At 69.0% G+C, this 25,100-nt stretch carries 18 protein-coding genes and 7 pseudogenes; 12 read left to right on the plus strand and 13 right to left on the minus strand.

The genetic code is table 11. The features are described 5' to 3' along the window. Nucleotides 1-63 precede the first annotated feature (63 nt). From IEY89_RS37710 to IEY89_RS37740, 6 genes and pseudogenes are all read right to left on the minus strand, one after another. Nucleotides 64-934 (minus strand): annotated as a pseudogene (locus tag IEY89_RS37710) (transposase); the annotation flags it as partial. 206 nt (nucleotides 935-1,140) lie between these two features. Continuing rightward, nucleotides 1,141-1,812 carry a response regulator gene (locus IEY89_RS37715; RefSeq protein WP_189152053.1) on the minus strand — a complete coding sequence of 224 codons (672 nt, stop codon included), beginning with the start codon at nucleotides 1,810-1,812 and terminating at the stop codon, nucleotides 1,141-1,143. Then, the gene (locus tag IEY89_RS37720) at nucleotides 1,809-3,032 is read right to left on the minus strand and encodes a sensor histidine kinase (protein WP_229695664.1); all 1,224 of its coding nucleotides are present in this window, start codon (nucleotides 3,030-3,032) and stop codon (nucleotides 1,809-1,811) included. The genes IEY89_RS37715 and IEY89_RS37720 overlap by 4 nt, the downstream gene beginning before the upstream one ends. A 236-nt stretch (nucleotides 3,033-3,268) precedes the next feature. Continuing rightward, nucleotides 3,269-5,389 carry an MMPL family transporter gene (locus tag IEY89_RS37725; RefSeq protein WP_189152055.1) on the minus strand — a complete coding sequence of 707 codons (2,121 nt, stop codon included), beginning with the start codon at nucleotides 5,387-5,389 and terminating at the stop codon, nucleotides 3,269-3,271. 258 nt (nucleotides 5,390-5,647) lie between these two features. Continuing rightward, nucleotides 5,648-5,893, minus strand: a pseudogene (locus IEY89_RS37730) (TerB family tellurite resistance protein); the annotation flags it as partial. Nucleotides 5,894-7,084: 1,191 nt separating this feature from the next. Then, entirely contained in the window at nucleotides 7,085-7,438 is a 354-nt protein-coding gene (locus tag IEY89_RS37740) for an ArsR/SmtB family transcription factor (protein ID WP_189152056.1), read from the minus strand. 169 nt (nucleotides 7,439-7,607) lie between these two features. On the opposite strand from IEY89_RS37740, the gene IEY89_RS37745 reads away from it, so the two are divergent. From IEY89_RS37745 to IEY89_RS37760, 5 genes and pseudogenes are all read left to right on the plus strand, one after another. Then, entirely contained in the window at nucleotides 7,608-8,954 is a 1,347-nt protein-coding gene (locus IEY89_RS37745; RefSeq protein WP_189152057.1) for an aldehyde dehydrogenase family protein, read from the plus strand. Nucleotides 8,955-9,126: 172 nt separating this feature from the next. After that, a pseudogene (locus IEY89_RS42255) lies at nucleotides 9,127-9,406 on the plus strand (hypothetical protein); the annotation flags it as partial. Between the two features lie 52 nt (nucleotides 9,407-9,458). After that, nucleotides 9,459-10,571, plus strand: a complete 1,113-nt coding sequence (locus tag IEY89_RS37750) for an alkene reductase (protein ID WP_189152058.1) — start codon at nucleotides 9,459-9,461, stop codon at nucleotides 10,569-10,571. A gap of 303 nt (nucleotides 10,572-10,874) precedes the next feature. Next, a pseudogene (locus tag IEY89_RS37755) lies at nucleotides 10,875-11,042 on the plus strand (pentapeptide repeat-containing protein); the annotation flags it as partial. Nucleotides 11,043-11,493: 451 nt separating this feature from the next. Further along, nucleotides 11,494-13,875, plus strand: a complete 2,382-nt coding sequence (locus IEY89_RS37760; RefSeq protein ID WP_189152059.1) for an Orn/Lys/Arg family decarboxylase — start codon at nucleotides 11,494-11,496, stop codon at nucleotides 13,873-13,875. A 38-nt stretch (nucleotides 13,876-13,913) separates the two neighbouring features. On the opposite strand, the pseudogene IEY89_RS41290 reads toward IEY89_RS37760, so the two are convergent. Then, nucleotides 13,914-14,148 (minus strand): annotated as a pseudogene (locus IEY89_RS41290) (NF041680 family putative transposase); the annotation flags it as partial. 177 nt (nucleotides 14,149-14,325) lie between these two features. On the opposite strand from IEY89_RS41290, the gene IEY89_RS37765 reads away from it, so the two are divergent. After that, complete coding sequence (locus IEY89_RS37765) at nucleotides 14,326-15,261, plus strand: MerR family transcriptional regulator (protein ID WP_189152060.1); 936 nt, start codon at nucleotides 14,326-14,328, stop codon at nucleotides 15,259-15,261. A gap of 65 nt (nucleotides 15,262-15,326) precedes the next feature. Here the strand turns inward: IEY89_RS37765 and IEY89_RS41610 are convergent. Continuing rightward, nucleotides 15,327-15,518: pseudogene (locus IEY89_RS41610) on the minus strand (DUF5958 family protein); the annotation flags it as partial. A 63-nt stretch (nucleotides 15,519-15,581) separates the two neighbouring features. Continuing rightward, complete coding sequence (locus IEY89_RS37770; protein ID WP_189152061.1) at nucleotides 15,582-16,034, minus strand: hypothetical protein; 453 nt, start codon at nucleotides 16,032-16,034, stop codon at nucleotides 15,582-15,584. Nucleotides 16,035-16,366: 332 nt separating this feature from the next. Here IEY89_RS37770 and IEY89_RS37775 point away from each other — a divergent pair. Further along, nucleotides 16,367-16,650, plus strand: a pseudogene (locus IEY89_RS37775) (MFS transporter); the annotation flags it as partial. Between the two features lie 60 nt (nucleotides 16,651-16,710). Here the strand turns inward: IEY89_RS37775 and IEY89_RS37780 are convergent. Both IEY89_RS37780 and IEY89_RS37785 read right to left on the minus strand, forming a co-directional pair. Continuing rightward, the gene (locus IEY89_RS37780; RefSeq protein WP_189152062.1) at nucleotides 16,711-17,385 is read right to left on the minus strand and encodes a response regulator; all 675 of its coding nucleotides are present in this window, start codon (nucleotides 17,383-17,385) and stop codon (nucleotides 16,711-16,713) included. Further along, a complete protein-coding gene (locus tag IEY89_RS37785; RefSeq protein ID WP_189152063.1) occupies nucleotides 17,382-19,031 on the minus strand; it encodes a sensor histidine kinase in 1,650 nt (549 codons plus the stop codon). The genes IEY89_RS37780 and IEY89_RS37785 overlap by 4 nt, the downstream gene beginning before the upstream one ends. A gap of 97 nt (nucleotides 19,032-19,128) precedes the next feature. Between IEY89_RS37785 and IEY89_RS37790 the strand changes: the two genes are divergently transcribed. From IEY89_RS37790 to IEY89_RS37810, 5 genes are read left to right on the plus strand one after another with little or no spacing between them, the layout of a single operon-like run. After that, nucleotides 19,129-20,139 carry a Bug family tripartite tricarboxylate transporter substrate binding protein gene (locus tag IEY89_RS37790; protein WP_189152064.1) on the plus strand — a complete coding sequence of 337 codons (1,011 nt, stop codon included), beginning with the start codon at nucleotides 19,129-19,131 and terminating at the stop codon, nucleotides 20,137-20,139. Next, nucleotides 20,136-20,669 (plus strand): tripartite tricarboxylate transporter TctB family protein, encoded by a 534-nt coding sequence (locus tag IEY89_RS37795; RefSeq protein WP_189152065.1) that lies wholly within the window; start codon nucleotides 20,136-20,138, stop codon nucleotides 20,667-20,669. Before IEY89_RS37790 ends, IEY89_RS37795 begins: the two co-directional genes overlap by 4 nt. Beyond that, nucleotides 20,669-22,165 (plus strand): tripartite tricarboxylate transporter permease, encoded by a 1,497-nt coding sequence (locus tag IEY89_RS37800; RefSeq protein WP_189152066.1) that lies wholly within the window; start codon nucleotides 20,669-20,671, stop codon nucleotides 22,163-22,165. Before IEY89_RS37795 ends, IEY89_RS37800 begins: the two co-directional genes overlap by 1 nt. Nucleotides 22,166-22,195: 30 nt before the next feature. Continuing rightward, nucleotides 22,196-22,591, plus strand: coding sequence for a universal stress protein (locus IEY89_RS37805; protein ID WP_189152067.1), 396 nt, complete (start codon nucleotides 22,196-22,198; stop codon nucleotides 22,589-22,591). A gap of 2 nt (nucleotides 22,592-22,593) precedes the next feature. Beyond that, entirely contained in the window at nucleotides 22,594-23,739 is a 1,146-nt protein-coding gene (locus IEY89_RS37810; RefSeq protein WP_189152068.1) for a DUF475 domain-containing protein, read from the plus strand. 311 nt (nucleotides 23,740-24,050) lie between these two features. Here the strand turns inward: IEY89_RS37810 and IEY89_RS37815 are convergent, their stop codons facing one another. After that, a complete protein-coding gene (locus IEY89_RS37815; RefSeq protein WP_229695662.1) occupies nucleotides 24,051-24,320 on the minus strand; it encodes a DapH/DapD/GlmU-related protein in 270 nt (89 codons plus the stop codon). A 121-nt stretch (nucleotides 24,321-24,441) separates the two neighbouring features. Then, nucleotides 24,442-24,903: a peptidoglycan-binding protein gene (locus IEY89_RS37820; protein WP_189152069.1), complete on the minus strand. Its 462-nt coding sequence runs from the start codon at nucleotides 24,901-24,903 to the stop codon at nucleotides 24,442-24,444. Nucleotides 24,904-25,100 lie beyond the last annotated feature (197 nt).

Raw genomic sequence — 25,100 nt, forward strand, 5'->3', positions numbered from 1 at the left:
AACACCGCCCGATTGACCATGATCGCCACACCTGGATCATGCCACCGGCCAGACACGACGCTGTTCGAGTGCGGGATGCCAGACCTGCTCGGGCAGGGCTCGGATCGTGCGGCGGACCGGCTCGGTGACGGGGTATCCGACGGAGAAGCAGGTGAGGATCCCGCGCGAGTGGAGGGTGCGTATGTGGCGCAGGAAAACTTTCGCTCCTCCGGCGCTGTCCGCGCGGATGAGGATGCGTGTGCCGTGGCGGTGGGCGTCGGGGATCTGGGCGAGCGCCTGGTCAAGGACGGTGATGTGGTCGGCGGCGGTGTTGGCACCGCCGTTGCCGGGCCTGAGAACTCCGGCCAGGGCTTCGCCGGTGTTGTCCAGGAAGCACAGCAGCGGGTGGTAGCCGAAGCCGCGCTTGTAGGTCGCCGCTGCCTGCTCCTTCTCGGAGTGGGAGGTGACCAGGGTGGCGTCGAGGTCCAGGACAAGACCGGGCAGGTCGCGTCCGCCCGCGCGGGCTGCGGGTATCCCTGCCGTGGTCTCGGCGGCTTGCAGCCAGACGACCTCCCGGGCGGTGGCTCTGGCCGAGCGCAGGCGCGCGAGTGCAGCCGAATCGATGCCGGCCAGCAGGCGCCAGGCGGTCGGAGTGGAGGCGACAGGACCGAAAACCTCGGCCTGGTCGCGCAGCAGGGCCAGGTCCGCTATCGCCTCGCCGCCGTCGGCGAGCATGATCGCGAGATATTCCGCGATCCGCCGGGGTCGTGCCCGGTGCCACGCGGTCGCAGTGGACGCAGTGCGTCCGTGAAGGCACTGGTCAGGCTGGTGACATCGGAGAGATCGGCCAGCAAGCGGGATCCGGCTGGCTGACCACCCCGTGGCCATCGGCCGACACGACGAGTTTGGGACGCGACCGGGTAGGGCGCACGCAGAAAGTGCCTCCCTGCTGGATGACAGAGACCTTCGACAAGCCTCATCTTCCCAGCTCGGAAGGCACTTTCGCTTTCCGCTCAAGACTTCGGACACTGCCGTAAGCGAAACGCGCAGACTAGTGCGCACCGAGGGACAGAGCAATGCCTGTGCAACCACAGGGAGTTGAGGGACCGTACAACCGACCCCCGGAACGCAACCTGAACCCGACCCGAAGTCGGCCCGAACTCAGACAGTCCCAGGTATCACAAGCCCCGACTCGTACGCCACGATCACCAGCTGTGCCCGGTCCCGCGCCCCCAACTTGCCCATGATCCGGCTGACATGGGTTTTCGCGGTCAGCGGGCTGAGTCCCAACGCGTCGGCGATCTCGGAGTTGTTGAGACCGCGCGCGACCAGCGCGAGCACCTGCCGTTCCCGTTCGGACAGCCCGCTCGGCCCGCCCACCGAGGATGTCGTCCCGGTGTTCGGCGCGCGCAGAAAACGGGCGATCAGCCGCGAGGTGGGACCGGGCGAGAGGAGGGAATCCCCCGCGGCCACCGTCCGGATGGCGTCGAGGAGTTCGGCCGGCCTGATGTCCTTCACGAGGAAGCCGGACGCCCCGGCCCGCAGTGCCTCGACGATGTGCTCGTCGGTCTCGTACGTCGTCAGGACGAGCACCTTCACCCCCGCGAGATCCTCGTCGGCGGCGATGAGCCGGGTCGCCTCGATCCCGTCGAGGTCGGGCATGCGGATGTCCATCACGATGAGATCGGCCCGCGCCGACCGGGCCAGCGACACGGCCTCCCGCCCGGTGCCCGCCTCGGCGACGACCTCCATGTCCCCGGCCGACGAAACGAGCATCGCGAAGGAGGCCCGTACGAGGTTCTGGTCGTCGGCCAGCAGTACGCGGATGGTCATCGAGCCTCGTCCTCCCGGGACAGCGGCAGTGTGGCGGTCACCTCGAAGCCCTCGGCGGGCCCCGGACCCGCGTCCAGTGTGCCGCCCACGCTACGGGCCCGCTCACGCATTCCGACGAGCCCGAACCCCCGCGTGCCGTCGGACGGGCCCACCCCGCCGCCCGAGCCGTCGTCCCTGACACTCACCCGCAGTGCGCCGTGCGCGGTCCACAGCCCCACCCGCACGGTGAGGTCCTCGCGGCCACTGTGACGTACGGCGTTGGTGAGCGCCTCCTGCACGATCCGGTACGCGGCGGCGCCCACGGAGGGCGGGATGCCGTCCGCGCGGACGGACAGTTCGACCTTGGCCCCGGCCACCCGGCCGGTCTCCGCGAGACCGGCCAGTCCGTCGATCCCGGGCAGCGGCCCCCGCATGTCCTCGGCCCCGGAGACGGAACCGGCCCGCGCTCCCACGACCGTGTCATGCGCCCGCAGCACCTCCAGTGTCGTACGCAGTTCCCCCCGGGCGGTCCGGCAGGTCCCCGCGATGTCGTCCAGTGCCTGGGCGACGGCTTTGCGGTCGAGGCGCTCGGGGTCGGCGGTGAGGACGTGGGCCGCCACGGACGTCTGCACGCCGATGAGCGTGATGCTGTGGGCGAGCAGGTCGTGCAGGTCACGGGCGATCCGCAGCCGTTCCTCGGCGACGCGGCGCCTGGCCTCCTCCTCCCGGGTGCGTTCGGCCCGTTCGGCCCGCTCGACGACGGAGGCGACGTACCGGCGGTAGTAGCGGACGGCGATACCGATGAACAGGACCGCGATGATCCAGCCGGAGATCTCCAGGGACTCCAGCGCCCCCGTCGGGTTGGTGAGGCCGTTGCTGATCACTGTCGGGCCGAGGACGGCGACACCGGTGAGCAGCGTGCGGCGTACAGTGCCGGTCGCCGCGACGGTGTAGAGCGCCAGGATGGTCGCGGGGATGGGCACGGCGGGGTTGTAGTCGAGGGCGTAGTACGGAGCCACGCAGGCCACCACCCCGAGCAGGGCCACCACCGGACGGCGGCGCCGCCATACGAGGGGCACGTGCCCGGCGAGCAGCAGCGTCCAACCGAGCGGGTCGGGCCGGATCCCTTCACCGCCCATCAGGGCGATGGCTACGGCCAGCACGGCGACGCCCAGCGCGAGGACCGCGTCGTCGCGGGTGCGGTGCGGTGCGGTCAGCGGTTCGCGGTTGATGGCGGACATGATGCGCTCGACGCGACGGGACCGCCCGCCGCCACCGGCCGCCGTCTCCGCCGCCGACCGGTCGCGTACCCCTGCTGTGGTCGTTCCCCGTTCTTCCACGGCTCCATCTTCCGGTACTCGTGCGGGAACCTGGGCGCCCCTCCGAAAGGAGGGGCGCCCAGGCCGGTCCGCCGGATCAAGGTGCACGATCAGCGTGCTCGACCAGAGTGTTCGACCGAGGCCTTCGATCAGCGTGCTCAGGGTGCCCTGAGGCTTTCCGGCTGCCGGGGCGGCTCGGCCGGTCCGCTCGACCCGGCCGGTTCGGCCGGCCCGGGCTCCCGTGAGAGCACGCCTGGCCACCACACCTTCCGGCCCAGAGCGACGCTGGCGCTGGTCACCAGGTACGTCCGTACGAGGAAGGTGTCGAGCAGGACGCCGACGGCGATCACGAAGCCGAGCTGGACCAGCTGCACCAGGCCCATGTTCGTCAGCACGGCGAAGGTCGCGGCGAGGACGAGTCCGGCGGAGGCGATGACGCCGCCGGTGGTGCGCAGTGCGGTGAGTGCCGCCGTGGCCGGTTCCGCTCCCGCCAGGGACTCCTCCCTCATCCGGTGCATGAGGAAGATGCCGTAGTCGACGCCGAGGGCGACCAGGAACACGAAGGACAGCAGTCCCAGCCCCGGATCGGTGCCCTTGAGGCCGACGAGCGGTTCGAAGACCAGTCCGCCGATCCCGAGGGAGGCGCCCCACACCGCGACGACCGCGACCACCAGGAGCAGCGGTGCGACCAGACTCCGCAGCAGCCCGATCAGGATGAGCATCACGGAGACGAGGACAAGCGGTACGACGATCTTCGTGTCCCGGGCGTTGGTGACCTCCAGGTCGATCTGCTGGGCGCTGTCCCCGCCGACATAGGAGCCCTTCAGTTCGTCCCGCAGGGACTTGATGGTGGCGGTCTCCCCCGCCGACTGGGGTGCGCTCTTGGCGAAGACGGAGATCTCGGTCCAGCCGTCTCCCGTACGCCCCTTCTCCGCGCTGTCGACTCCCGGGGTGCCGAGGACGGCCGCGAGGGTCTCGTCGGCGCGGCCCTGGGGGGTTATCACGTCGATGGGCTGGCTGCCGCGCCCGGGATAGGCCTTGGCAAGGGTCTCCATCGCGACGACGGCTTCCGGCTTGTTGACGAAGGAGTCCTCCTGCTTGAGCGGTCCCGGCAGGTTGAGCGAGCCCAGGGCCAGGGCGCCGAGCAGTACGGCACCGCTCGCGAGTACGGTCAGCGGCCTGCGTCCGGCAGAGCTGCCCATCGCCGAGAACAGGCTCCGCCGCTGCTTGGGCGTGCTCCCGAAGGCGGGCACGAGCGGCCAGAACACCCGCCGTCCGACCAGTACGAGGATGGCGGGGAGCAGGGTCAGCATCGCGATCAGAGCGCACAGCACACCGATGGTGCCCAGCGGGCCCATGCCCCGGCTGCTGTTGAGGTCGGCGGCGAGCAGGCACAGCAGTCCGGCGGCGACGGTGCCGGAGGAGGCGAGCACGGCGGGCCCGCAGCCGCGCAGGGCGGCGACCATGGCCTCGTACGGTCGCTCGATGCGCCGCAGCTCCTCCCGGTAGCGCGAGACGAGCAGCAGCGCGTAGTCCGTGCCCGCCCCGAACACGAGGATCGTCATCACACCCGAACTCTGCCCCGAGACGGTCGTGCCGAAGGCCTGGTTGAGGCCGTAGGCGACACCCATCGACATGTAGTCGGCGATCCCAGCGACGACGAGGGGCACGAGCCACAGCACGGGGCTGCGGTAGATCAGGATCAGCAGTACGGCGACGACGGCGACGGTGGTGTAGAGCAGCGGTCCGCCGAGCGAGTCGTAGACCGCGCCGGAGTCGGTGGCCAGCGCGCCGGTGCCGCCCACATCGACGCTCAATCCGCCTTCGCCTTGGGCGACTTCGCGGACGTCGTTGACGAGCTTGTCCCGCTGTTCCTCGTTCGCCCCGGGCTCGTTGCTGGCGACCGGGTACATCAGGGTCGTGCCGTCCTTGGACGGAATCCCCTTGGGAGCACCGCCGATCAGCTCGTGCTGCCGGGTGATCTCAGCGACCTGCCCGGCCGCGGTCTCCCAGTCGACGGCGCTGAGCCCGCCGTCCCGGTGGTAGACGAGCACCATCTCGGTGGTCTCGCCACCGGGCAACTTCTCCTCGATCTTTGCCACTTGCGTCGAGTCCGCGCTCGCCGGCAGGTAGTCGGTGACCTTGTCGTGCTGCACGTCGGCGAGCTTCGCCGCGAACGGCCCGACGAGCGCGATCACGGCAATCCACAGCCCGAGCACCGCCCATGGAACGGCTCGCCCGCGCCCCGTCCTCGTCGTGGTTGTTTCTCCGGCCCTCATTGACCGATCTCCCTCCGGGTGACGTCTGCTTCGGTCCCCAGACTTCCGGTGAGAATCACGGCTTTCGTCGGGCGGGAGGGCGAGGTGACACGTACTGCCGGGGGCGACGGCGGGTGCGGATTACTCCCTGGGGAGTAGTCGGCGGACGGCGCGTCGCCCCGGAAGGGGCGCGGGGAACCGCGCGACCAGCCCTCACCGACCCGCAGCAGAAATGAATCCCCCGCCGAGAGGGCGCGAGGGGCCCGGGCCCACCCGGGCTCACGACGGCGTCCGCACCACCGTGAGCAATCGCGTCACATCATCCGCACAGATCGTCAGCGCAGCGCCCACCGTAGCGAGGGTCTCCCGTTCGGCAGGCGTGTACGGCCCGTCGGCGAGAGCGATACGGGCGCCCTGGAGGAGGATGGCCTCCCGGCCGGCGGGGGCCAGGTGGGGCGCCAGCGGGTCCAGGGCCTCGTGGAGCTCCATCGCCAGCCCGGGCCCGCAGGGTTCGCCGAAGATCCGGCGCCATGCGGTGAGGGTGGAGGCGACCGGACTGCATACCTCGCGCTGGTCGCGCAGGAGGGCCAGGTCGGCAATTGCCTCGCCGCTGTCGGCGAGCATCACCGCCAGGGTCGACCGCTACCCGGCCGGGATCGTGGCCTGTGCCGCGCGGCCGCAACCGGTGCAGCGCATTGGCGAAGGAGCCGGTCAGACCGGTGGCGTCGGCGAGATCGGCCAGCAGGCGTGATCCCGCGTGGCTGACCACTCCGTGACCGTCGGCCGAGACGACGCGCTTGGGACGCGACCCGGTAGCGTGCACGCAGAAAGTGCCTTCCTGCTGTGGTGACAGAAGCCCTAGACGAGCCTCATCGTCCCAGCTCAGAAGGCACTTTCGTGTCTCCGCTCAAGATCCGGACACAGCATCAAGTGAAACGCGCAGGCTAGGGTCTCCGTGGCCTGCAGCTTGGCTGGTTGTCCGAATCTCGCTGTCGACCGGTAGTCAAAGCGATCGTCCAGGCCTGCACCGCTCCAGAATGGCGACGCGATTTGACGCAGCTCCTCAGCCGGCGGAGGGGGAACCGTCTGTCTCCGGTCGCCAATGCGCCTCTTCAGACCACGCGCCCTTTGTCGAGTCATGGTCGGGCCGACCATGACCTCTTGTCCGATTCGGTGGGGGCCGCCAGGGGCGGGTGTTTCTCCTGGGCCGACCTCGCTACCGGCCGCCAACAGGTAGAGGACAAGGGGGGTGTTCACGATGGCCGCCACGCGACCGTAGGAGGGGCATGCAGCGGCCACCGCGCATCGGGGCGTCTCTCTCGCGCGGGCACGCCCACCGGCCTCACAGGGCCGGTGGGGGACGCCAACGCACAAAGGGAGAGACCGGATGATGACTGACCACAGGCGCCCGCCGTACCCTGACCGCGCCGCCGAACGGCCAGCCGCGCGCCCAGCGCCGGCAGGGCTGGTCGGCCGGGTAAACCGCCGACGGGCACAGTACCCACGGCGCCGTCAGGCCGCGCTCCGCGAACAGCTGGCGCGGGTTAATGCCGCTCGGCGCGTGCGCGTCGGGCGGCTGACCTCGCCCGGCTCGGCCGTGGCCTGGTCGACGTTGCGCCGGGGGTGTCGTTCGACGTGATCGATGCCGACCGCAAGCTGGACGCCTGGCTGTGGTGGGTTTGGTTCGTCGCGGCCGTGGAGGGGTGCTCCGGAGGGTCAGGCGCACTCGGCGTTCACGTAGGGCTCCACGCGGCCGACGCTCTCCTTGAGGACGAGGTCGAGCAGTCCGGGGAACCGCTGGTCCAGATCTTCCTTGCGCAGAGTGTTGACACGGCGGGTGCCGACATCGTGCTGCCGGATGAGACCGGCCTCGCGCAGGACGCGGAAGTGGCGGGTGAGTACGGACGCGGTGACGTCCTGCGTGAAGCCGCTGCAGGCCAGACCGGGGGAGACGGAGAGGGTGACGACGATGGTGAGCCGGGTCTCGTCGGTCAGCGCGCTCATGATCTTGAAGAGGTCAAGGTCGTCCGTGTCGGGGTGGACGAGGGGGGATGAGGTGCGACTGGCCATAAGGAAAGAATAGCCCCTGCCTCATGTTCGCGTTAGTGCGTACATGAGCTACAGTGAAGGCACGGATTGACCCTTCATCCGTCATCCACCGGGTTGCCCATCACCGGTACTACGGCATGCCACCAACGCCTTTGACGGCGCGGCCTGCATCAAGAACGGAGCACACCCCATGACCACAACACAGGCGACCGAGCCGAGGACGCACCGGACCGAAACGGCCGCGGAGGTGGTCGGCCGCCTTCGCGCGACGTTCAACACCGGCGTCACCCGCGGACTGGACTGGCGCGTCAATCAGTTGCAGCGGCTGCGGGCACTGCTGGTCGAGAACGAGCAGGAACTGATCGAGGCCCTGTGGGCTGACCTGAGGAAGAACGCCGCCGAGGCGAAGGTGCAGGAGATCGGCTTCACTGTCGCCGACATCGACGAGGCACTGGCGAATCTCGAAACCTGGCTTCAGCCTCGCCCGGTGGAGGTTCCCGCCCACTTCGGTCCCATGACCACGGCCTACACCACGTACGACCCGCTCGGGGTCGTCCTGGTGATCGCTCCGTGGAATTTCCCGCTGCACCTTCTCATCGACCCCATCATCGGTGCGCTGGCTGCCGGGAACACCGTGGTGGCCAAGCCGAGCGAGATGTCGGTGCACACATCGGCGGTCGCTTCGCGTCTCCTGCGTGAGTACTTCGACGCCGACGTGCTCACCGTCGTCGAGGGGGGCGCCGAGGAGACCACGGCCCTCCTGGCACAGCGTTTCGACCACATCTTCTACACCGGCAATGGCACAGTCGGCCGGATCGTCATGGCCGCGGCAGCCAAGAACCTCACCCCGGTCACGCTTGAACTCGGGGGCAAGTCGCCGGTCTTCGTGGCGCCCGACGCCGACGTGGACGAGACCGCGAAGCGGCTGGTCGGCGCCAAGTTCGGCAACGCGGGGCAGCAGTGCATAGCCCCGGACTACGTTCTGGCCGATCCTGCCACCGCCGCCGCGTTGGTCCCCGCCCTGCGCGCGGCGGTCGACGCCCAGTTCGGCTCCACCCCGCAGACCGCAGCCGACTTCGGCCGGATCATCAACGAGCGGCACTTCGACCGGCTCACTCGCCTGCTGGACTCCGGCCGGACGGCCGTGGGAGGCCAGCACGACCGCGACGACCTGTACATCGCACCGACCGTGCTCACCGATGTCGACCCCGCATCGCCGGTCATGCAGGAGGAGATCTTCGGTCCGATCCTCGCCGTCGTCGAAGTCGAAGACCTCGACGCTGCCATCGCCTTCATCAACGAACGCGAAAAGCCCCTCGCGCTCTACGCCTTCACCACCTCCGAGGCCACCAAGTCGCGCCTCGTGAACGAGACGTCCTCCGGCGGCGTCGCCTGGGGCCAGCCGGTGATGCAGCTGCTCATGCCGGGACTGCCTTTCGGTGGCGTCGGCGACAGCGGCATGGGCCGCTACCACGGCCGGTACTCCCTCGAGGCGTTCAGCCACCTCAAGGCTGTCGCGGATGTGCCGCTCAACTAGGCCCGCGCCTGCGTGAAGCAGGCTGTCCGATGGGCGACCGGCCGGTGGAAGTGCCTCGCCGGCGCGAACGAGGATCGCTGAGATCGCTGTTCCCGCCCACCGCCGAAAAGCGCGTTCCAGGTGAAGTTGCGTATCGGTCCCCTTCGCGGGGGTGCGACGACGGAGCCGGTCGCGGCGCGGTCTGCGGACACCGATCCGTACCGACTCCGGCGGCGGTACCCATGACTTCGTCACCTGGCTGAATGCTGATCGTGCGCAAGGAGCGAACGCTGGTACTCCGGCGGGCAGTTGCGCTTGACCGGCGTCGACGTCGACGGTATGCGGCTCTCCCCGCATTCGCCGCCAACACCACCCACACCCCGATCGCAGCCCTGGAACCGCGTCACCGTCAGCGGGCCCGCGCCTGCCCGAGGACCGCATCCGCGCCTCCGCCGGGACAGCGTGGCCCCCCTGCGGCGCAGACCTTCCCCCGTTTTCCTCCGTATTACAGAAAGAAAGAAACCCATGACTGTCAACATTTCAGAAATTACGCCCGTTCCGTCGCTTTTCTCCCCCGTCTTCCTCGGGAAGATCGAGCTCGCCAACCGCATCGTCATGGCACCGATAACCCGGGTCCGGGCCGGTTCCTCCGGCATTCCCGGGGACCTGATGGTCGAGTACTACCGGCAGCGGGCGAGCGTCGGAATGATCATCACCGAGGGCACCTACCCCGACCACGCGTCGCAGGGATATGTCGGTGAGCCGGGCATCGCCACCGGCGAGCAGGCGGCCGGCTGGCAGCGGGTGTTCGAGGCGGTACACGCCGAGGGCGGCCGCATCGTCCTGCAGATCATGCACGCCGGCCGCGGCACCCACCCCGACATCAACGGCGGCCGTCGCGTCCTCGCCCCCAGCGCGATCGCCATCGACAATAAGACGTTCACCGAGAAGGGCGATCAGCCCTACCCCGTACCGGAAGCGATGACCACCGCAGAGATCCGGGCAGCCCTGGAGGACTTCGTCACCGCGGCCCGCCGGGCCATCGAGGCGGGAGCGGACGGCGTGGAAATCCACGGCGCCAACGGCTACCTGCTCCAGGAGTTCCTCTCCCCGGCGGCCAACCAGCGCACCGACGAGTACGGCGGCTCGCCGCAGAACCGCGCCCGCTTCGTCGTCGAGGTCGTCACGGCGGTCGCCCAGGCCGTCGGTGCCGAGCGGGTCGGGCTGCGAATCTCGCCGGAGGTCGACCTCGGGGACGTCTTCGAGACCGACCGGGACGACGTCCTGGCCACCTACGGCACCCTGATGGACCAACTTCGCCCGCTGGGCCTGGCCTACCTCTCCGTACTGCACGCCGAGCCGGGCGGCGACCTTGTACAGGAGCTGCGGCGGCGCTTCGACGGCAAGCTGATCGTCAACAGTGGCCCCTTCGGGGGACAGACCACCCGCGAGCAGGCGCTCCATCAGATCGAGGCTGACCACGCCGACGCCGTGGTCGTGGGGCGGGCCCTCATCGCCAACCCCGACCTGGTCGAGCGCTGGCAGGGTGGCCATCCGGAGAACGAGCCGCGGCCGGAACTGTTCTACGGGCCGGGCGCCGAGGGCTACACCGACTACCCCTTCCTCGAAGCGGCTTGAGGCCCACGGTCACGCCTGTCCATGCGGCAGCCCCACTCACACATGGACAGGCGCCCGACCGGCGGCACTGTGCCCGCCCCTTTGAGCCCGTGGTCACACCGACGATCATCGGCTCGAGGACCGTCGGGTCCGTCAGGGCGTTGACGGTCCGCAAGTTCCTGGTCAGCAGCCTGCGTTCGGTGACCTCGTCGAGCACATCGCTCTCGTGCGTGGCACCGCGGCGGCCTTCGGCAGCTGACGCCTATGACAGTTTTCCGGCGGCGGCCCATCCACCAGGTCCGCCTTCCGTAAGCGAACCTCACCGACGCAGACCTCAGCCGCGCGAACCTCAGGCTCGCGGACGTTGTAGGCGCAGACCTCTCCGGCGCAAACTTCACTGACGCCTGTCTCAGCGCGGACCTCAGCGGCGCGAAGTTCACGCACGCGAACCTCACCGACGCAAACTTCTCACGCCCAGGGCCATCAGCGTGAGACAAGTGGTGAGCGGACGCCCTGACCGGTCTACCGACCCTCCGAGACAGCTGGCATCGGATCCGAGGGCGCGGGCGCGGATCACAGCCGTGGAGAATCAGCAGGAGGAGGACCGGTGACGCATGGCGCCCAACTCCGCGTTCTGGCTGGCGTCCTGGCGTAGGAGGTGCGACGCCAGGCCCACTGGTAGGCCCGAGCACGGAGGGCATAATCGCCGAACTCGACCTGCAGCACGCGGCCTACCGCGTGCTGCCGAAGCCGCAGGCACACAGCGAGCCCGGCGAGGGCATCAAGATCGACTAAGGCCTGTTGCGGCGAAGGTCAACCTCAAGACGGTGGTTTCCGCCCTAGCGGTGGTTTGCGTCCCGGCAACCGCCCTGCCCGGCGCGCTGTCAGGACACTGGCCGGGGCGGCCGAGGGCGCCGCCGTGGAATGTGGAGGCGGCAAACGTATGGCCGACAGCAGGATCCTGGTCGCGGTACCGGAACACCCTCGGGGCGAGGGCGCCGCGTCCCAGCAGTTACGGAAGATCCGGGACGCGATCGAGGCGGGCGGCTTCGAAGTCACGTGGGCACTCACGGCAGAGGACGCGGACGCGGTACTGCGCACCGAGGCCGGTCTCGCGGCGGCGTTGGTGGCCTGGAACCTACCCAGGACCGCCGGTGACGGGCCCGGCGCCGCGCTCGCCGCCCCGGGAAGCACACTCGCCCGGCCAGGCAGCACCCTCGACGGAACCCCGGGCGGCGGCGCTGTACTGCGCCGGATCGGCCGCCGTTTCCAGGACCTGCCGGTCTTCCTGGTGACGGCCGACGAGGGCGTACGGGACCTGCCGCTGTGGGTGTCCGAAACGGTTGTGGGCTACGTCTGGCCACTGGAGGACACCCCGGGCTTCATCGCGGGCCGCATCACCACCGCCGCTCGCGCCTACCGGGAATCCGTGCTGCCACCGTTCTTCCGGGCCCTGCGCCGCTTCCACGACGCGCACGAGTACTCCTGGCACACCCCAGCCCACTCCGGCGGTGTCGCCTTCCTCAAGTCACCAGCGGGACGCGCCTTCCACGACTACTTCGGGGAGCGGCTGCTGCGCAGCGACCTGTCGATCTCGGTCGAGGAACTCGGCTCGCTCTTCGAGCACACCGGCCCGATCGGCGAGGCGGAGCGCAACGCGGCCCGTGTGTTCGGCTCCGACCTCACCTACTTCGTGCTGCACGGCGACTCCACCTGCAACCGCCTGGTCGGCCATTTCAGCGTCACCCGCGACGAGATCGCGTTGGTGGACCGCAACTGCCACAAGTCCGTGCTGCACGGCTTGGTCGTCTCGGGCGCCAGGCCGGTCTACCTGGTCCCCACCCGCAACGGCTACGGCCTCGCGGGACCACTGCCTCCGGCCGAGATCGCCGCGGACGCGGTGGCGGCCCGGATCGCCGCGCACCCGCTCACCGAGGGCGCGGTGTCCCCGCACCCGCAGTACGCGGTGTTCACCAACTCCACCTACGACGGCCTCAGTTACGACGCCGTACCCACCGCTCGCGCGTTCGCCGCCAGCACGCCCCGGCTGCACTTCGACGAGGCGTGGTTCGCGTACGCCCGTTTCCACCCGCTCTACGCCGGCCGCTACGGCATGTCGGTGGACGAGGAGGCCTTCCCCGGCCCGGACCGTCCGACCGTGTTCGCCACTCAGTCCACGCACAAGCTGCTGGCGGCGCTGTCGCAGAGCGCGATGGTGCACGTGCGGCCCGCACCGCGGGCACCGGTGGAACACGACCGGTTCAACGAAGCGCTGATGATGCACGGCACCACCTCGCCCCTCTACCCGATGATCGCCTCCCTCGACGTCGCGACGGCGATGATGGACGGCCCGCAGGGCGAGTGGCTGATCGACGAGGCCGTGACCGAGGCGATCCGCTTCCGTCAGGAGATGGTGCACCTGCGACGGCGGATCGAGCGCGCCGGAGACCGCCCACCATGGTTCTTCGGAGCGTGGCAGCCGGACACCGTCACCGACCCGGCGACCGCCGAACAGCTGCCGTTCGAGGAAGCCGCGCCGGAACTGCTGCGCACCGAGCAGGCCTGCTGGCTGCTGGAGCCCGGCGCCGACTGGCACGGCTTCCTCGGACTGACCGACGGCCACTGCATGCTGGACCCCGTCAAGGTCACGCTGACCTGCCCGGGGATCAGCGCCACCGGCGAGATGGCCGAGGAGGGCATCCCCGCCCGGGTACTCACCGCCTATCTGGCCACCCGCAGGATCGTGGTGGAGAAAACCGACAGTTACACCACGCTGATCCTGTTCTCCATGGGCATCACCAAGGGCAAGTGGGGCACGCTGCTGGACGCCCTGACGGACTTCAAAGCCCTCTACGACGCCGACGCCCCCCTGGAGCGGGTCCTGCCGGAAGCGGTCGCCGCGCACCCCCGCCGATACGCGGGACTGACCCTGCGCGAGCTGTGCCAGGAAATGCACGACCACCTGCGCTCGGCGCGCCTGGTGGAGCTGCTGGACCTCGCCTTCCAGCAGCTCCCACAGCCCGTGGCGCCACCTCAGCACTGTTACCAGCGGCTGGTGCGGGGCGGCACCGAGCGGGTGCGGATCTCGGCGGCTGCGGACCGGGTGGCGGCCGCCATGGTGACGGTCACCCCGCCCGGCATCCCGGTCCTGATGCCGGGCGAGTCCGTCGGCGCCCCCGACGGCCCGCTGCTGCGCTATCTCGCCGCCCTGGAGTCCTTCGACCGTCGTTTCCCCGGCTTCCGCAGCGAGACCCACGGCGTGACCATCGACGAGGAGACGGGCGACTACCTGATCGAGTGCCTGGTGCAGGACGCGGAGCGGTAGCCGGGGCACCCACCCGGGCGTATCGGCTAGCTTGATCCTTAACCAGTGCGGCGTGGTCGTGGGGTAGTTGACTTCTTCGTCCGCTGTTTCGCAGGTTGTGTCCTGCGGTGGGGGGTGCACGTCGTGGCGGGGAGCGGGCAGGGTGTTCTTTTGGCCCGGTGGCCGTCCGGGGCCCGAACGAGAAGGTTTCGGTGCTCGGGCTGGGCAGACCGCTTGTGGGCGGATGTGCCGGAAGTCGCGGCGGACTCGGGCGGGGGTGAGCCTGTCCGGGGAACTGAGTCTCTATGGGACACCATTGCTGTGCCGATGGGTTCTCCGGCTATGGCGAATCCATGTGGGTTCGTTGTCCTGGAAACGAACAATTGTCAAGACTTGTGGATGAGGAGTGGTTGCCTGCTGGCAGGCGAAGGGACTTGAGTCTCCAGTAGGGGGAGACACAAAGGTGGGGGCATGGACGGCGACACGCTCTACTCGATCGGCGAGCTCGCTCGACGGACCGGTCTCACGGTCAAGACCATTCGGTTCTACTCTGATCGCGGAATCGTGGCGCCGACGGACCGCAGCCCGGCCGGCTACCGCCTGTACAGCATCGACGCCGTCGCACGCCTGGACCTCGTGCGGACCCTGCGCGAGCTGGGACTGGACCTTCCCACGATCCGCAAGGTCGTGGACCGTGAGCTCTCGCTTCCCGAGGTCGCCGCGGCGCACGCCGAAGCACTGGCAGTGCAGATCCGCGTCCTGCGCCTGCGGCGTGCGGTGCTGACGGCGGTTGCCGAGCGCGGGTCCACACCTGAGGAGACGGAACTCATGCACCGGCTGGCCCAGCTTTCCGAGGACGAACGCCGACGTCTGATCGGCGATTTCCTCAACGCCGTCTTCGGCGGTCTTGCCGCCCCCGCGTTCGCGGGGGTCATGCGCTCGATGACCCCCGAGTTGCCCGACAACCCGGAGGCGGAGCAGGTCCAGGCGTGGGTGGAGTTGGCCGAAATATCCCTGGACCCGGATTTCCGCGCCAGGATGCGGCGGATGGCCGAGGACCAGGCAGCCGAGCAGACCCGAAGCGACATGATGGGCCCGCGACGCGACATTGCCGCAGCCGTCCGTGACCAGGCCGGCTCGGCCCTGACCGCCGGCATCGACCCGGCCTCGCCCCAGGCCGATCCGATCGTCGCGGCGTTCACGGCGCACTACGCGCACCTCCTCGGCCGCCCCGACGACGTCGAGCTTCGCCGCCGGCTGGCGACTCGGCTGGAGAGCGTGAACGACCCCCGCAGGGAGCGGTACCTCCAACTGCTCGCAGTGGTCAACGGCTGGCCGGCCCCGGAGAGTCTGGGTCCAGTGTTCGACTGGTCCGTCCGGGCTCTGCGCGTCCGGACACAGCAATGACGGGCCGGTCGCAAGGCGGCATGGACCGGACGCGGCTGGCGTCGGGAGAAAACGCCGATCAGGACTGCGGGTGTGTGCGTCGGGCACAGGCCGGCCCGGCGAACGCTCTCCGGTCCGCCCTCGGCGACGGCACGCGCCTGGACACAGTGGTGGTCCAGGAACAGCAACGCTTCAGACTGTTCCTCCGGGCCGAGTGCGTCGAACCATTCGATGCCTTGTGACATCGGGCGCATTCCCTGCGCGAGTTCGTTGAGCATGACGTCGCGTTCGGTCACGAGTGCCTCTCACCGGGCAAGCAGGGACTCGCCGCAAGGGCGAGTTCAGTAGAACCAGGCAACAAGCCGTACATGGTCCGCTCCGTGGAGTTCGCCGAGTGTCCGCATCACGCTCCAGACCGGTCCCCAGTGGGTACGGTCTCCGGCGACCGATTGTCGGCTTCGTGTGCCGGAGCTGTCTGTTGCCTGCCAGTCGGTGGAGGCGAGTTCCGCCCAGGTGATCTGCGTTGTGCCGTGTACGTCGGCCGAGGTGCCGTAGGCGGCGTACTCGGTGCGCAGCCCTTCGGATGCATCGCTTGGAAAGCCGCGGCCTTCGGCCAGGGGGCGGAAGCCGAAGGAGTTGCGGATACCGAAGAGGCAGGCGAGGGCGTCGTAGGCATTGCCGTTGTTGAGCAGGAAGATGTCGATGGCGGCGTGCCACCCGGAGTCTTCGTCGTCGGGGCCCCAGAGGCGAGCCCCTGGTCGACATTCGATCATCCCGCTGACTTCGGTGGACATGCTGGCATCCTGCCTGCACAGTGCAGGACTCAGCACCTACTTTCTCCTTGCCCGTCATGGCCTGTCCGGTGGTCTGGGTTCGATCCGTGTGGACGGCCGGTGTATGGACTCCACCGGCTTCCCAGACGACCGGTTCCAGATGCAGCACGTCTGGAACACCGTCTGTGGAAGTGCTTGCGCGCCTACCGCCTCCTGGCGGCACGAACCTGGGCGAGGGCTGTTACTCATTTTCGGGTGACGGCCCGCAGGCTGCCGGGGTGGCGCGGTGTGGCGGCTGCGGGGACGGCCCAACTCCTGTACGGGGCGGGATCGTGCCGGGTCGTCAACATGGGGCGTCGGTGGTGCTGACCTTCCTGGTGGGGGTGTTCGGGTTCGCGAGCGTGCCCGGCATGATCACCCGCACGGAGCTGCACTGGCCGCAAGCGCCAACGTGTCGGTGTCCCACCTCGGCAACGCACTCGGCGCCTGGCTCGGAGGCCTGGCGATCACCGGGGGCCTCAGCTATACCGCGCCGTTCTCCGTCGGCGCCGGCATCGTCCTGAGCGCAGTCGTCGTCATGGCCGTTGCCGCACACCACGCCAGGTCATCCGCGCGGCGGACCGGGCACCGCACGTGACCGGACGGCCGCCGGCCGTCGAGAACCGCCCCCCCCATCCGGCCACCGTGCAGGACACCGTCAGGCGTGCCATTGGTAGCGGCGCTCGGGCCGGCCGGCCTGCCCGTAGCGCAGCGACACCACGGCCTGGCCCGTGACGCTGAGGTACTCCAGGTAGCGGCGTGCGCTGACACGCGAGATGCCGACCCTCGTCGCGCACTCGGCCGCGGACAGGCTTCCGTCGGCGGTGCGCAGCGCGCGCTCGACCAGTTCGGCGGTCTCCACACTCATGCCCTTCGGCAGCGTGGCCGTCACCGTCGGCGTCGCCGCCCGTCCCAGTGCGCGGTCCACATCGGCCTGCCCGCTGACGGTGGCGGCGTGCAGGTTGCCGCGCCGGGCGCTGTAGCGTTCCAGCCGGTCCCTGAGGTCGTCGGCGTCGAAGGGTTTCAGCAGGTAGTCGACCACGCCCTGGCGCACGGCGCCCCGGACCGCCTCGGCCTCGCGGGCGGCACTGATCACCAGCACATCGCAGTCCTGGGCCGCCGTCCGCAGCCTGGGGATGACATCCAGACCGAACATGTCGGGCAGATACAGGTCGAGCAGCACCAGGTCGGGCTGCAGCTCGGCGGCGGCGGCGAGCGCCTGCTCCCCGCAGTTGGCCGACCCGACCACGCGGAAGCCCTCGACACCGTCGACGAATCCACGGTGGATCCGCGCCACCATGAAGTCGTCCTCGACCACGAGTACGTCGATCACCGGACTTCCTCCGTCTCCCGATCGGTGAACTGGCCCACGGACATCCGGGCGGTGAACACGGCGCCGGCCTGGGTGTTGGCCACCGACACCTCGCCTCCTCTGCGGGTGCAGACCAGCCGGGTGAGCGCCAGGCCGATGCCCCGGTCCCCGCCCTGCGCGGCCTTGGTGGTGTAGCCGCGGGCGAACACCTCCTGCGCGAGCTCGGGAGCCACGCCCGGTCCCGAGTCCCGCACCACGATCTCCACACTCGACGCGTCCTGGCGCAGTTCGACCTCCACCCAGGCCTCGCTCCCGTGCTCCGGGGCCGCGGCGGCGTCGAGGGCGTTGTCGACGAGGTTGCCGAGCACCGTCGCCACGTCCGCGGAGTCCATCGGCTCCAGCCGGTCCAGGGCCGTGAGCTCCGAGATCCGCAGCCGGACCCTGCGCTCCGCCGCGAGCGCGGACTTCGCCATGAGCAGCGCGGCGACAGCCCGGTCACCGACCCGGCTGGTGAGGGTCAGGTCGAGCGACTCGCGGTGTTTCCGCAGGGCGCGAACATACCGTACGACCTCGTCGTGCTCGTCGATCTGGATGAGCCCGGAGATGGTGTGCAGCTGGTTGGAGAACTCGTGGGCCTGTGCGCGCAGCAGTTCGGTACTGCTGCGGAACGAGCCCAACTCGCGTTCCAGCTGGGCCAGTTCGGTGCGGTCCCGCAGGGTCGTCACCGAGCCCAGCCGACGGCCGTCCTTGGTGACGTCCATCCGGTTCATCACCAGCACCCGGCCCCGCCGGACGACCACCTCGTCGCGCCGTTCGGTGCCGTGCTCCCCGCCGGTCCCGGCCAGGACGTCGTACAGCCTGCCCTCGATGCCCAGGTCGGACAGGCTCATCCCGACGCAGTCCTCGGGAAGGTCGAGCAGTTTGTGGCCGACCTCGTTCACCAGGGTGAGCCGCAGGTGCGGGTCGAGCGCGATGACTCCCTCGGCGATGCCGAACAGCATCGCCTCGCGGTGTTCGGCGAGGCCCGCGATCTCGCGGGGTTCGAGGCCGAGGGTCTGGCGCTTGATCCGCCGGGCCAGCAGCCAGGAGCCGGCCACGCCGAGCACGCTCGCGATGCCGAGATAGGCGAGCAGATACGACGAGGCGCCGCTCAGCCGCTGCCAGACCGTCGGTGAGACCCGGCCGATCATGACCGTGCCGAGATGTTCCCCGACGTGCTCCCGGTGCTCGGCGAGCACCGGGACCTGGGCCACCAGCTCGCGGACCCCGTCCACCGGCAGCTCCCCCGACCAGCCGCGCGCCTGCGCGACGCCGGGCCCGTCGACCGGCAGCTGTGTCCCGACCAGGGTGGGGTTGGTGGAGGCGACGATCGCACCGTGTTCGTCGGCGACCGTGACCGAGGTGACGTTCGACCGGGTCAGCGTGGTCTGGAGGAGCGGCGCGAGGGTCTCGCCGGGGGCGGGACGGACGAGCTGGGTGCGCAACAGTGGGTTTCCGGCCATCTCCTCGGCGAGGGTGGTCACCCGGCGTCCCTCGACCCGGTCGAACGTCGCCTTCGACTGCGCCAGCGACACCGCGGCGACCGCGACGAGCACCAGCACAACGATGGCGAGCTGCAATACCAGCAGCTCACCGGCCAGTGTGTGGCGGCGTGACGTAACGACCACTATGAACTCAACCTTCAATGGCAACACAAGGCAGACGGGTTGTCCGGGGGGTCGCACAATCATGGCGCCGGACTCGCCCAAGCGAAAGAGATGAGCCATGAGAACTCGCAGAGCCGCATTTCTCTCAGCTCTTGCCATTGTGTCGATGCTCGCCGTGAGCGCCTGCGGCGCCACCGCGGACAAGGCGGAATCGGGCAGCGGAAACACGGGCGACAAGCCCGTGACCGGTCTGCGGATCATGGTGCCCAACACTCCGGGCAGCGGGTACGACGTCACCGCCCGGACCGTCGCCCAGGTGATGCAGGACTCCAAGGTGGCGTCCGGGGCCCAGGTGTACAACCTGCCCGGGGCCGGCGGCACCGTGGGCCTGCAGCGCCTGGTGAACGAGAAGGGCAACGGCAAGCTCGCCATGCAGATGGGGCTGGGCGTCGTCGGTTCCTCGTACACCTCGAAGTCTGCGGCGACGCTGACCGACACCACGCCGCTCGCCAAGCTCATCGAGGAGGCCGGCGCGATTGTCGTGTCGAAGGACTCCCCGTACAAGACGATCGACGACCTGGTCACCGCGTGGAAGAAGGATCCCAAGAAGGTCGCCGTGGGCGGCGGCTCGTCGCCGGGCGGCCCGGACCATCTGCTGCCGATGCAGCTGGCGGAGGCGGTCGGCATCGAGCCGAAGAAGGTCAACTACATCTCGTACGACGGCGGCGGCGAGTTGCTGCCCGCCATCCTGGGCGACAAGATCGCCTTCGGCGCCAGCGGGTTCGGCGAGTTCCTCGACCAGATAGAGGCCGGTCAGGTGCGGGTGCTCGCGGTCACCAGCGAGAAGCCCATCGACGCGGTGAAGGACGCCCCCACGCTGGTGGACTCGGGGATCGACCTGGTGTTCACCAACTGGCGCGGGATCGTCGCCCCTCCGGGGATCACCGACGAGCAGAAGAAGACATGGGTCGACTCCCTGACCACGATGCACGACTCCGAGCAGTGGAAGGCCGAGCTGACCAAGCGCGGCTGGACCGACGCGTTCATCACCGGTGATGAGTTCGGCTCCTTCCTGAAGGAGCAGGACAAGTCCGTCGCCGACCTGCTGACCGAGCTCGGTCTGGCATGAGTTCCCAGATCGACGAACGGAGCGTCGAGGACGCCCGTCCGCCGCAGGGCAAGGACCGCGCGCAGTACGGCGTGTGCGCGTTCCTCGTCCTGGTGGGCACCGCGGTGATCGTGGACGGCCTCGGCATCCCGCACGTCACCAGCAGCACCGACCCGGTGGGATCGCGCACGGTGCCCGTGCTCCTGGGTGTACTGCTCCTGGTGGTAGCGCTGCTGTACGCGGTCGATGTGGCCCGGGGCGGCCACGGTGAGCCGGAGGCCGGCGAGGACGTCGACCTGACGCAGGGCACGGACTGGCGCACGGTGCTGCTGCTGATCGGCGCGTTCGTGGTGAACGCGGTGCTGATCGAGCGGCTCGGCTGGGTGATCAGCGGCGCGCTGCTGTTCTGGGGAACGGCCTTCGCCCTCGGGAACCGCCACTACGTACGCAATCTGCTGATCGCGGTGACGCTGTCGCTCATCACGTTCTACGCCTTCGCGATCGGGCTCGGTGTGAACCTCCCGGCCGGTGTGCTGCAAGGAATCCTGTGATGGACAACCTGAACAACCTCATGCAGGGCTTCGAGGACGTCATCGCCCCGATGAACCTGCTGCTGGCGTTGATCGGCGTCCTGGTCGGCACCGCGGTGGGTGTGCTGCCGGGTATCGGCCCGGCGATGACCGTGGCCCTGCTGCTGCCGATCACCTACGGCATGGAGCCGGTACAGGCGTTCATCATGTTCGCCGGCATCTTCTACGGCGGCATGTACGGCGGGTCGACCACTTCGATCCTGCTTAACACCCCCGGGGAGTCGTCTTCGGTGGTGACGGCCATCGAGGGCAACAAGATGGCCAAGTCCGGCCGGGCGGCGCAGGCCCTGGCCACCGCCGCGATCGGTTCCTTCGTGGCGGGCACGATCGCCACCCTGCTGCTGGTGCTCGTCACCCCGGTCGTGGTGGACTTCGCGGTCAGCCTGGGCGCGCCCGACTACTTCGCCCTGATGCTGCTCTCCTTCATCGCGGTCACGTCGGTGCTGGGCGCGTCACGCATCCGGGGCCTGATCTCCCTGCTGCTGGGGCTGACGATCGGCCTGGTCGGCATCGACACGGTGTCCGGACAGCAGCGGCTCACACTGGGCGTCCCCCAACTGGCGGACGGGATCGACGTGGTGGTCGTCGCCGTCGGTATCTTCGCAGTCGGCGAGGCGCTGTGGGTGGCCGCGCATCTGCGGCGCAAGCCCGTCGAGGTCATCCCGGTCGGCAGACCGTGGATGGGCAAGAAGGACTGGAAGCGGTCCTGGAAGCCGTGGCTACGGGGTACGGCGTTCGGCTTCCCGTTCGGTGCGCTGCCGGCCGGCGGTGCGGAGATACCGACCTTCCTGTCGTACGCGACGGAGAAACGGCTGACCAAGCACCCGGAGGAGTTCGGCAAGGGCGCGATCGAGGGCGTGGCCGGTCCTGAGGCGGCGAACAACGCCTCCGCGGCGGGCACGCTGGTCCCGATGCTGGCCATCGGCCTGCCGACGAACGCGACCGCCGCGGTCATGCTGGCCGCCTTCCAGTCGTACGGCATCCAGCCCGGCCCGCTGCTGTTCGAGCGGGAGGCGAGCCTGGTCTGGGTACTGATCGCCAGCCTGTTCGTCGGCAACCTGATGCTGCTCCTGCTGAATCTGCCGCTCGCACCGGCCTGGGCGAAACTGCTCCAGATTCCGCGCCCCTATCTGTACGCGGGAATCCTGTTCTTCGCGTCGATGGGTGCGTACGCCGTCAACGCACAGCCCTTGGACCTGTTCCTGCTGCTGTTGCTGGGACTCCTCGGCTTCGCGATGCGACGGTTCGGACTGCCCGTACTGCCGCTGATCATCGGCGTCATCCTCGGCCCGCGCGCCGAACTCCAGGGACGGCGCTCCCTGCAGTTGTCGGGCGGCGAACTGTCGGGCCTGGTGGGCGGACCGGTGTCCTACGCGGTCTACACGGTGATCGTGCTGGTGCTCGTCTGGCCGCTCGTACGGCGGTTCGTCGTACGTCCCCGTACGTCCCCTGCGTGAGCGAAGTGCCTGAGAGGGAGTGCAGAAAAAATGACCGTACTGGTCGGATACGTACCCTCACCCGAGGGTGAGGCCGCGCTGCGGGCAGGAATCGACGAGGCCCGGCTGCGCGGCGAGAAGCTGCTGGTGGTGAACACCTCGCGCGGGGACGCCTATGTGGACCCGCGGTTCGCGCAGGAGCCGGATCTGGCTCATGTCCGGGAGGATCTCGCCGCGCTGGGCATCGAGTTCGACATCCGCCAGGTGTTGGGCGGGGGCGATGCCGCCGAGGAGATCATCGAGCTGGCGGAGCAGATGGACGTGACCCTCGTGGTGATCGGTCTGCGGCGCCGGAGCGCCGTCGGCAAGCTGATCACAGGCTCGGCCGCGCAACAGATCCTGCTGGGAACCGACTGCCCCGTTCTCGCGGTGAAGGCGGCGGTATAGCCATGGTGTTCAGAACATTCGGCTGGTCGTTCGCTGTCACGGCGGCCGGCCTTGTCTTCGCGGCGTGGCAGTGGGGATGGGAGGCGTTCGGGGTCGTCCTGATCCTGTCGATCCTGGAGATCTCGCTGTCCTTCGACAACGCCGTGGTCAACGCCGGAATCCTGAAGAAGATGAACGCCTTCTGGCAGAAGCTCTTCCTCACCGTCGGCATTCTGATCGCCGTGTTCGGCATGCGGCTGGTCTTCCCGGTCGTGATCGTCGCCGTCAGCGCGAAGGTCGGCCCCATCGAGGCGGTCGAGCTCGCCATCGACAACCCCGGTCGGTACGAGGACCTCGTCACCGACGCCCACCCCGCCATCGCGGCGTTCGGCGGGATGTTCCTGCTGATGATCTTCCTCGACTTCATCTTCGAGGACCGTGACATCAAGTGGCTTGGCAGGCTGGAACGCCCGCTGGCCAGGCTCGGCAAGGTCGACATGCTGTCGATCTGCGTCGCGCTCATCGCGCTGCTGGTCTCGGCGCTGACGTTCGCCACCCACGCGCATGTCAGCACGGGCCATGCGGACAAGTCCGCCACGGTGCTGCTCGCCGGGGTCGCCGGTCTGATCATCTATCTGGTCGTGGGCGGCTTCTCCGGATACTTCGAGGACAAGCTCGAAGAAGAGGAGGAACACGAACACGAGGCGGAGGAAACGGCCAAGGCCGAGGGCAGGCCGGTCTCGGTGGTCGCCCTCGCGGGCAAGGCGGCGTTCTTCCTCTTCCTCTACCTGGAAGTCCTGGACGCATCCTTCTCCTTCGACGGTGTGATCGGCGCCTTCGCCATCACCAACCACATCTTCTGGATGGCGCTCGGCCTGGGCATCGGCGCCATGTACGTCCGCTCGCTCACGGTCTACCTGGTCCGCCAGGGCACCCTCGACGACTACGTCTACCTAGAGCACGGCGCCCACTACGCGATCGGTGCCCTCGCCTCGATCCTGCTGATCACCATTCAGTACGAGATCAGCGAGATCATCACCGGCCTGGTCGGCGTCATCCTGATCGCGGCCTCCTTCCTGTCGTCCGTCCGCCGCAACAAGGCACTGGAGGCGGCCGGAGCGAAAGACCCGACCTCGGACGAGGAGACCACGGTCTCGTCGGGAACGTGACAGGACGGCGAGCGGGAGGGCCCCTTGGCAGCCCGGGGTGCCACCATCCGGCACGGTAGTGACCTGTGACTGTTCAACGGGGCAGTCCCGCCAAGGCCCGAAGCACAGGAAGCAGAGACTGTCGGTCGTGCTCTGGCCGAGCAGTTCGGCGTGCCGTTTCACTTCGCCAGCCCCGATCGGCCTGACAACGACCTCCCCCGCTGGAGGGCCACCTCGTGAGTGACACTGCCACACAGCTCGGCGCCCTTGCTGCCGCACTGCCGCGCCGACTCCGAGCCTGGCGTGAGAACCAGGGCGACTGCGATTTCACGCTAATCCACGGCGGTACGTGTGGTGAGGTCCTCGTCCATGATGGGGCGGACCACCTGGCAAGGGGTTCCGACCGCGACGGTCATCGGGGGAATGCTGTGGCTGACGACGCTGCCGGCGCCGATGACCAACCCGTATCCGATACGAACGCCGGGTAGGACCACCGCGTTACTGCCGATCCACACCTTGTCCTCGATCACAATCGGTTCTGAGAACCGTCCGAAGTCAGCGCGTCGCGAGGGATGCACCGGATGCCCCGTCGTGGTCAGCAACTGTGGAAAGAGATCAAGGAACAGTGTCCGCGGGCCGGAGCCCGAACGACGCACCGTGGCCCGCCCTCCCCGCGCGAGGAGGGCGGGCCACGGTGCGCGGCTCAGGTCTGCGTGAGCGGACTCAGCAGGGATAGGTGAACGCGAAGTCGTTGGCGAACCGCTTGAACGCGGCCTTGGTGTTCCTCCCCGGGTCACCGTCGATGTCGTCGTTGTAGTCCCAGCCGAACGCCAGCATGCGCTGCAGCGCCCTGATCGTGTTCGCACCGGGGTCGCCGTCGATGCTGTCGTTGTAGTCCCAGTACGCCCGCAGGTGGCGCTGCATCGCCTTCCAGCTGTTGGTGCCCAGCTGTCCGTCGATGCCGCCGGTGTAGCTCGCCGGGGCGTCACGCATGAAGCACTGGACGTACTTGGCCTGTGTGGAGCTCAGTCCGAGGTTGTTCGTCGCGAGGATGGTGGCCGACTGGGCCTTCGCGGCCGGTCCGGACGCGGCGAAGCCGGTGCCCGAGGTCGCCAGGCCGCCGGCGGCGAGTCCGATCACTGCGGTGGTGCTGACCAGTGCCCTGGCCAAGACGTTCGATCGCATACGTCGTTTACCTCTCGGATCGTTGGGCGCCCCTGCCCCGGTCGCGGTGCAGGTGGCGAGACGAGAGTGGGTCGCGGAGGGCGAGGGGCGCCACGGTTGTCGCACAAGTGACGTCCTGACGGGACGCTTCCCCCGCTGACCTGCAAGGACGTCGTCCGGCGGGACGCTCTGGCGGGACGGCGGCGGCGGGTGGCGGC

The sequence above is a fragment of the Streptomyces lacrimifluminis genome, assembly GCF_014646095.1.
Classification (GTDB): Bacteria; Actinomycetota; Actinomycetes; order Streptomycetales; family Streptomycetaceae; genus Streptomyces; species Streptomyces lacrimifluminis.

Excerpts from the sequence above, each read along its gene's own strand:
- IEY89_RS37760 (WP_189152059.1), top strand. The coding sequence starts at position 11,494 with ATGGCCGACAGCAGGATCCTGGTCGCGGTACCGGAACACCCTCGGGGC.
- IEY89_RS37790 (WP_189152064.1), top strand. The coding sequence starts at position 19,129 with ATGAGAACTCGCAGAGCCGCATTTCTCTCAGCTCTTGCCATTGTGTCG.
- IEY89_RS37805 (WP_189152067.1), top strand. The coding sequence starts at position 22,196 with ATGACCGTACTGGTCGGATACGTACCCTCACCCGAGGGTGAGGCCGCG.
- IEY89_RS37725 (WP_189152055.1), bottom strand. The coding sequence starts at position 5,389 with ATGAGGGCCGGAGAAACAACCACGACGAGGACGGGGCGCGGGCGAGCC.
- IEY89_RS37750 (WP_189152058.1), top strand. The coding sequence starts at position 9,459 with ATGACTGTCAACATTTCAGAAATTACGCCCGTTCCGTCGCTTTTCTCC.
- IEY89_RS37720 (WP_229695664.1), bottom strand. The coding sequence starts at position 3,032 with ATGTCCGCCATCAACCGCGAACCGCTGACCGCACCGCACCGCACCCGC.
- IEY89_RS37795 (WP_189152065.1), top strand. The coding sequence starts at position 20,136 with ATGAGTTCCCAGATCGACGAACGGAGCGTCGAGGACGCCCGTCCGCCG.
- IEY89_RS37810 (WP_189152068.1), top strand. The coding sequence starts at position 22,594 with ATGGTGTTCAGAACATTCGGCTGGTCGTTCGCTGTCACGGCGGCCGGC.
- IEY89_RS37715 (WP_189152053.1), bottom strand. The coding sequence starts at position 1,812 with ATGACCATCCGCGTACTGCTGGCCGACGACCAGAACCTCGTACGGGCC.
- IEY89_RS37740 (WP_189152056.1), bottom strand. The coding sequence starts at position 7,438 with ATGGCCAGTCGCACCTCATCCCCCCTCGTCCACCCCGACACGGACGAC.
- IEY89_RS37820 (WP_189152069.1), bottom strand. The coding sequence starts at position 24,903 with ATGCGATCGAACGTCTTGGCCAGGGCACTGGTCAGCACCACCGCAGTG.
- IEY89_RS37765 (WP_189152060.1), top strand. The coding sequence starts at position 14,326 with ATGGACGGCGACACGCTCTACTCGATCGGCGAGCTCGCTCGACGGACC.
- IEY89_RS37800 (WP_189152066.1), top strand. The coding sequence starts at position 20,669 with ATGGACAACCTGAACAACCTCATGCAGGGCTTCGAGGACGTCATCGCC.
- IEY89_RS37770 (WP_189152061.1), bottom strand. The coding sequence starts at position 16,034 with ATGTCCACCGAAGTCAGCGGGATGATCGAATGTCGACCAGGGGCTCGC.
- IEY89_RS37745 (WP_189152057.1), top strand. The coding sequence starts at position 7,608 with ATGACCACAACACAGGCGACCGAGCCGAGGACGCACCGGACCGAAACG.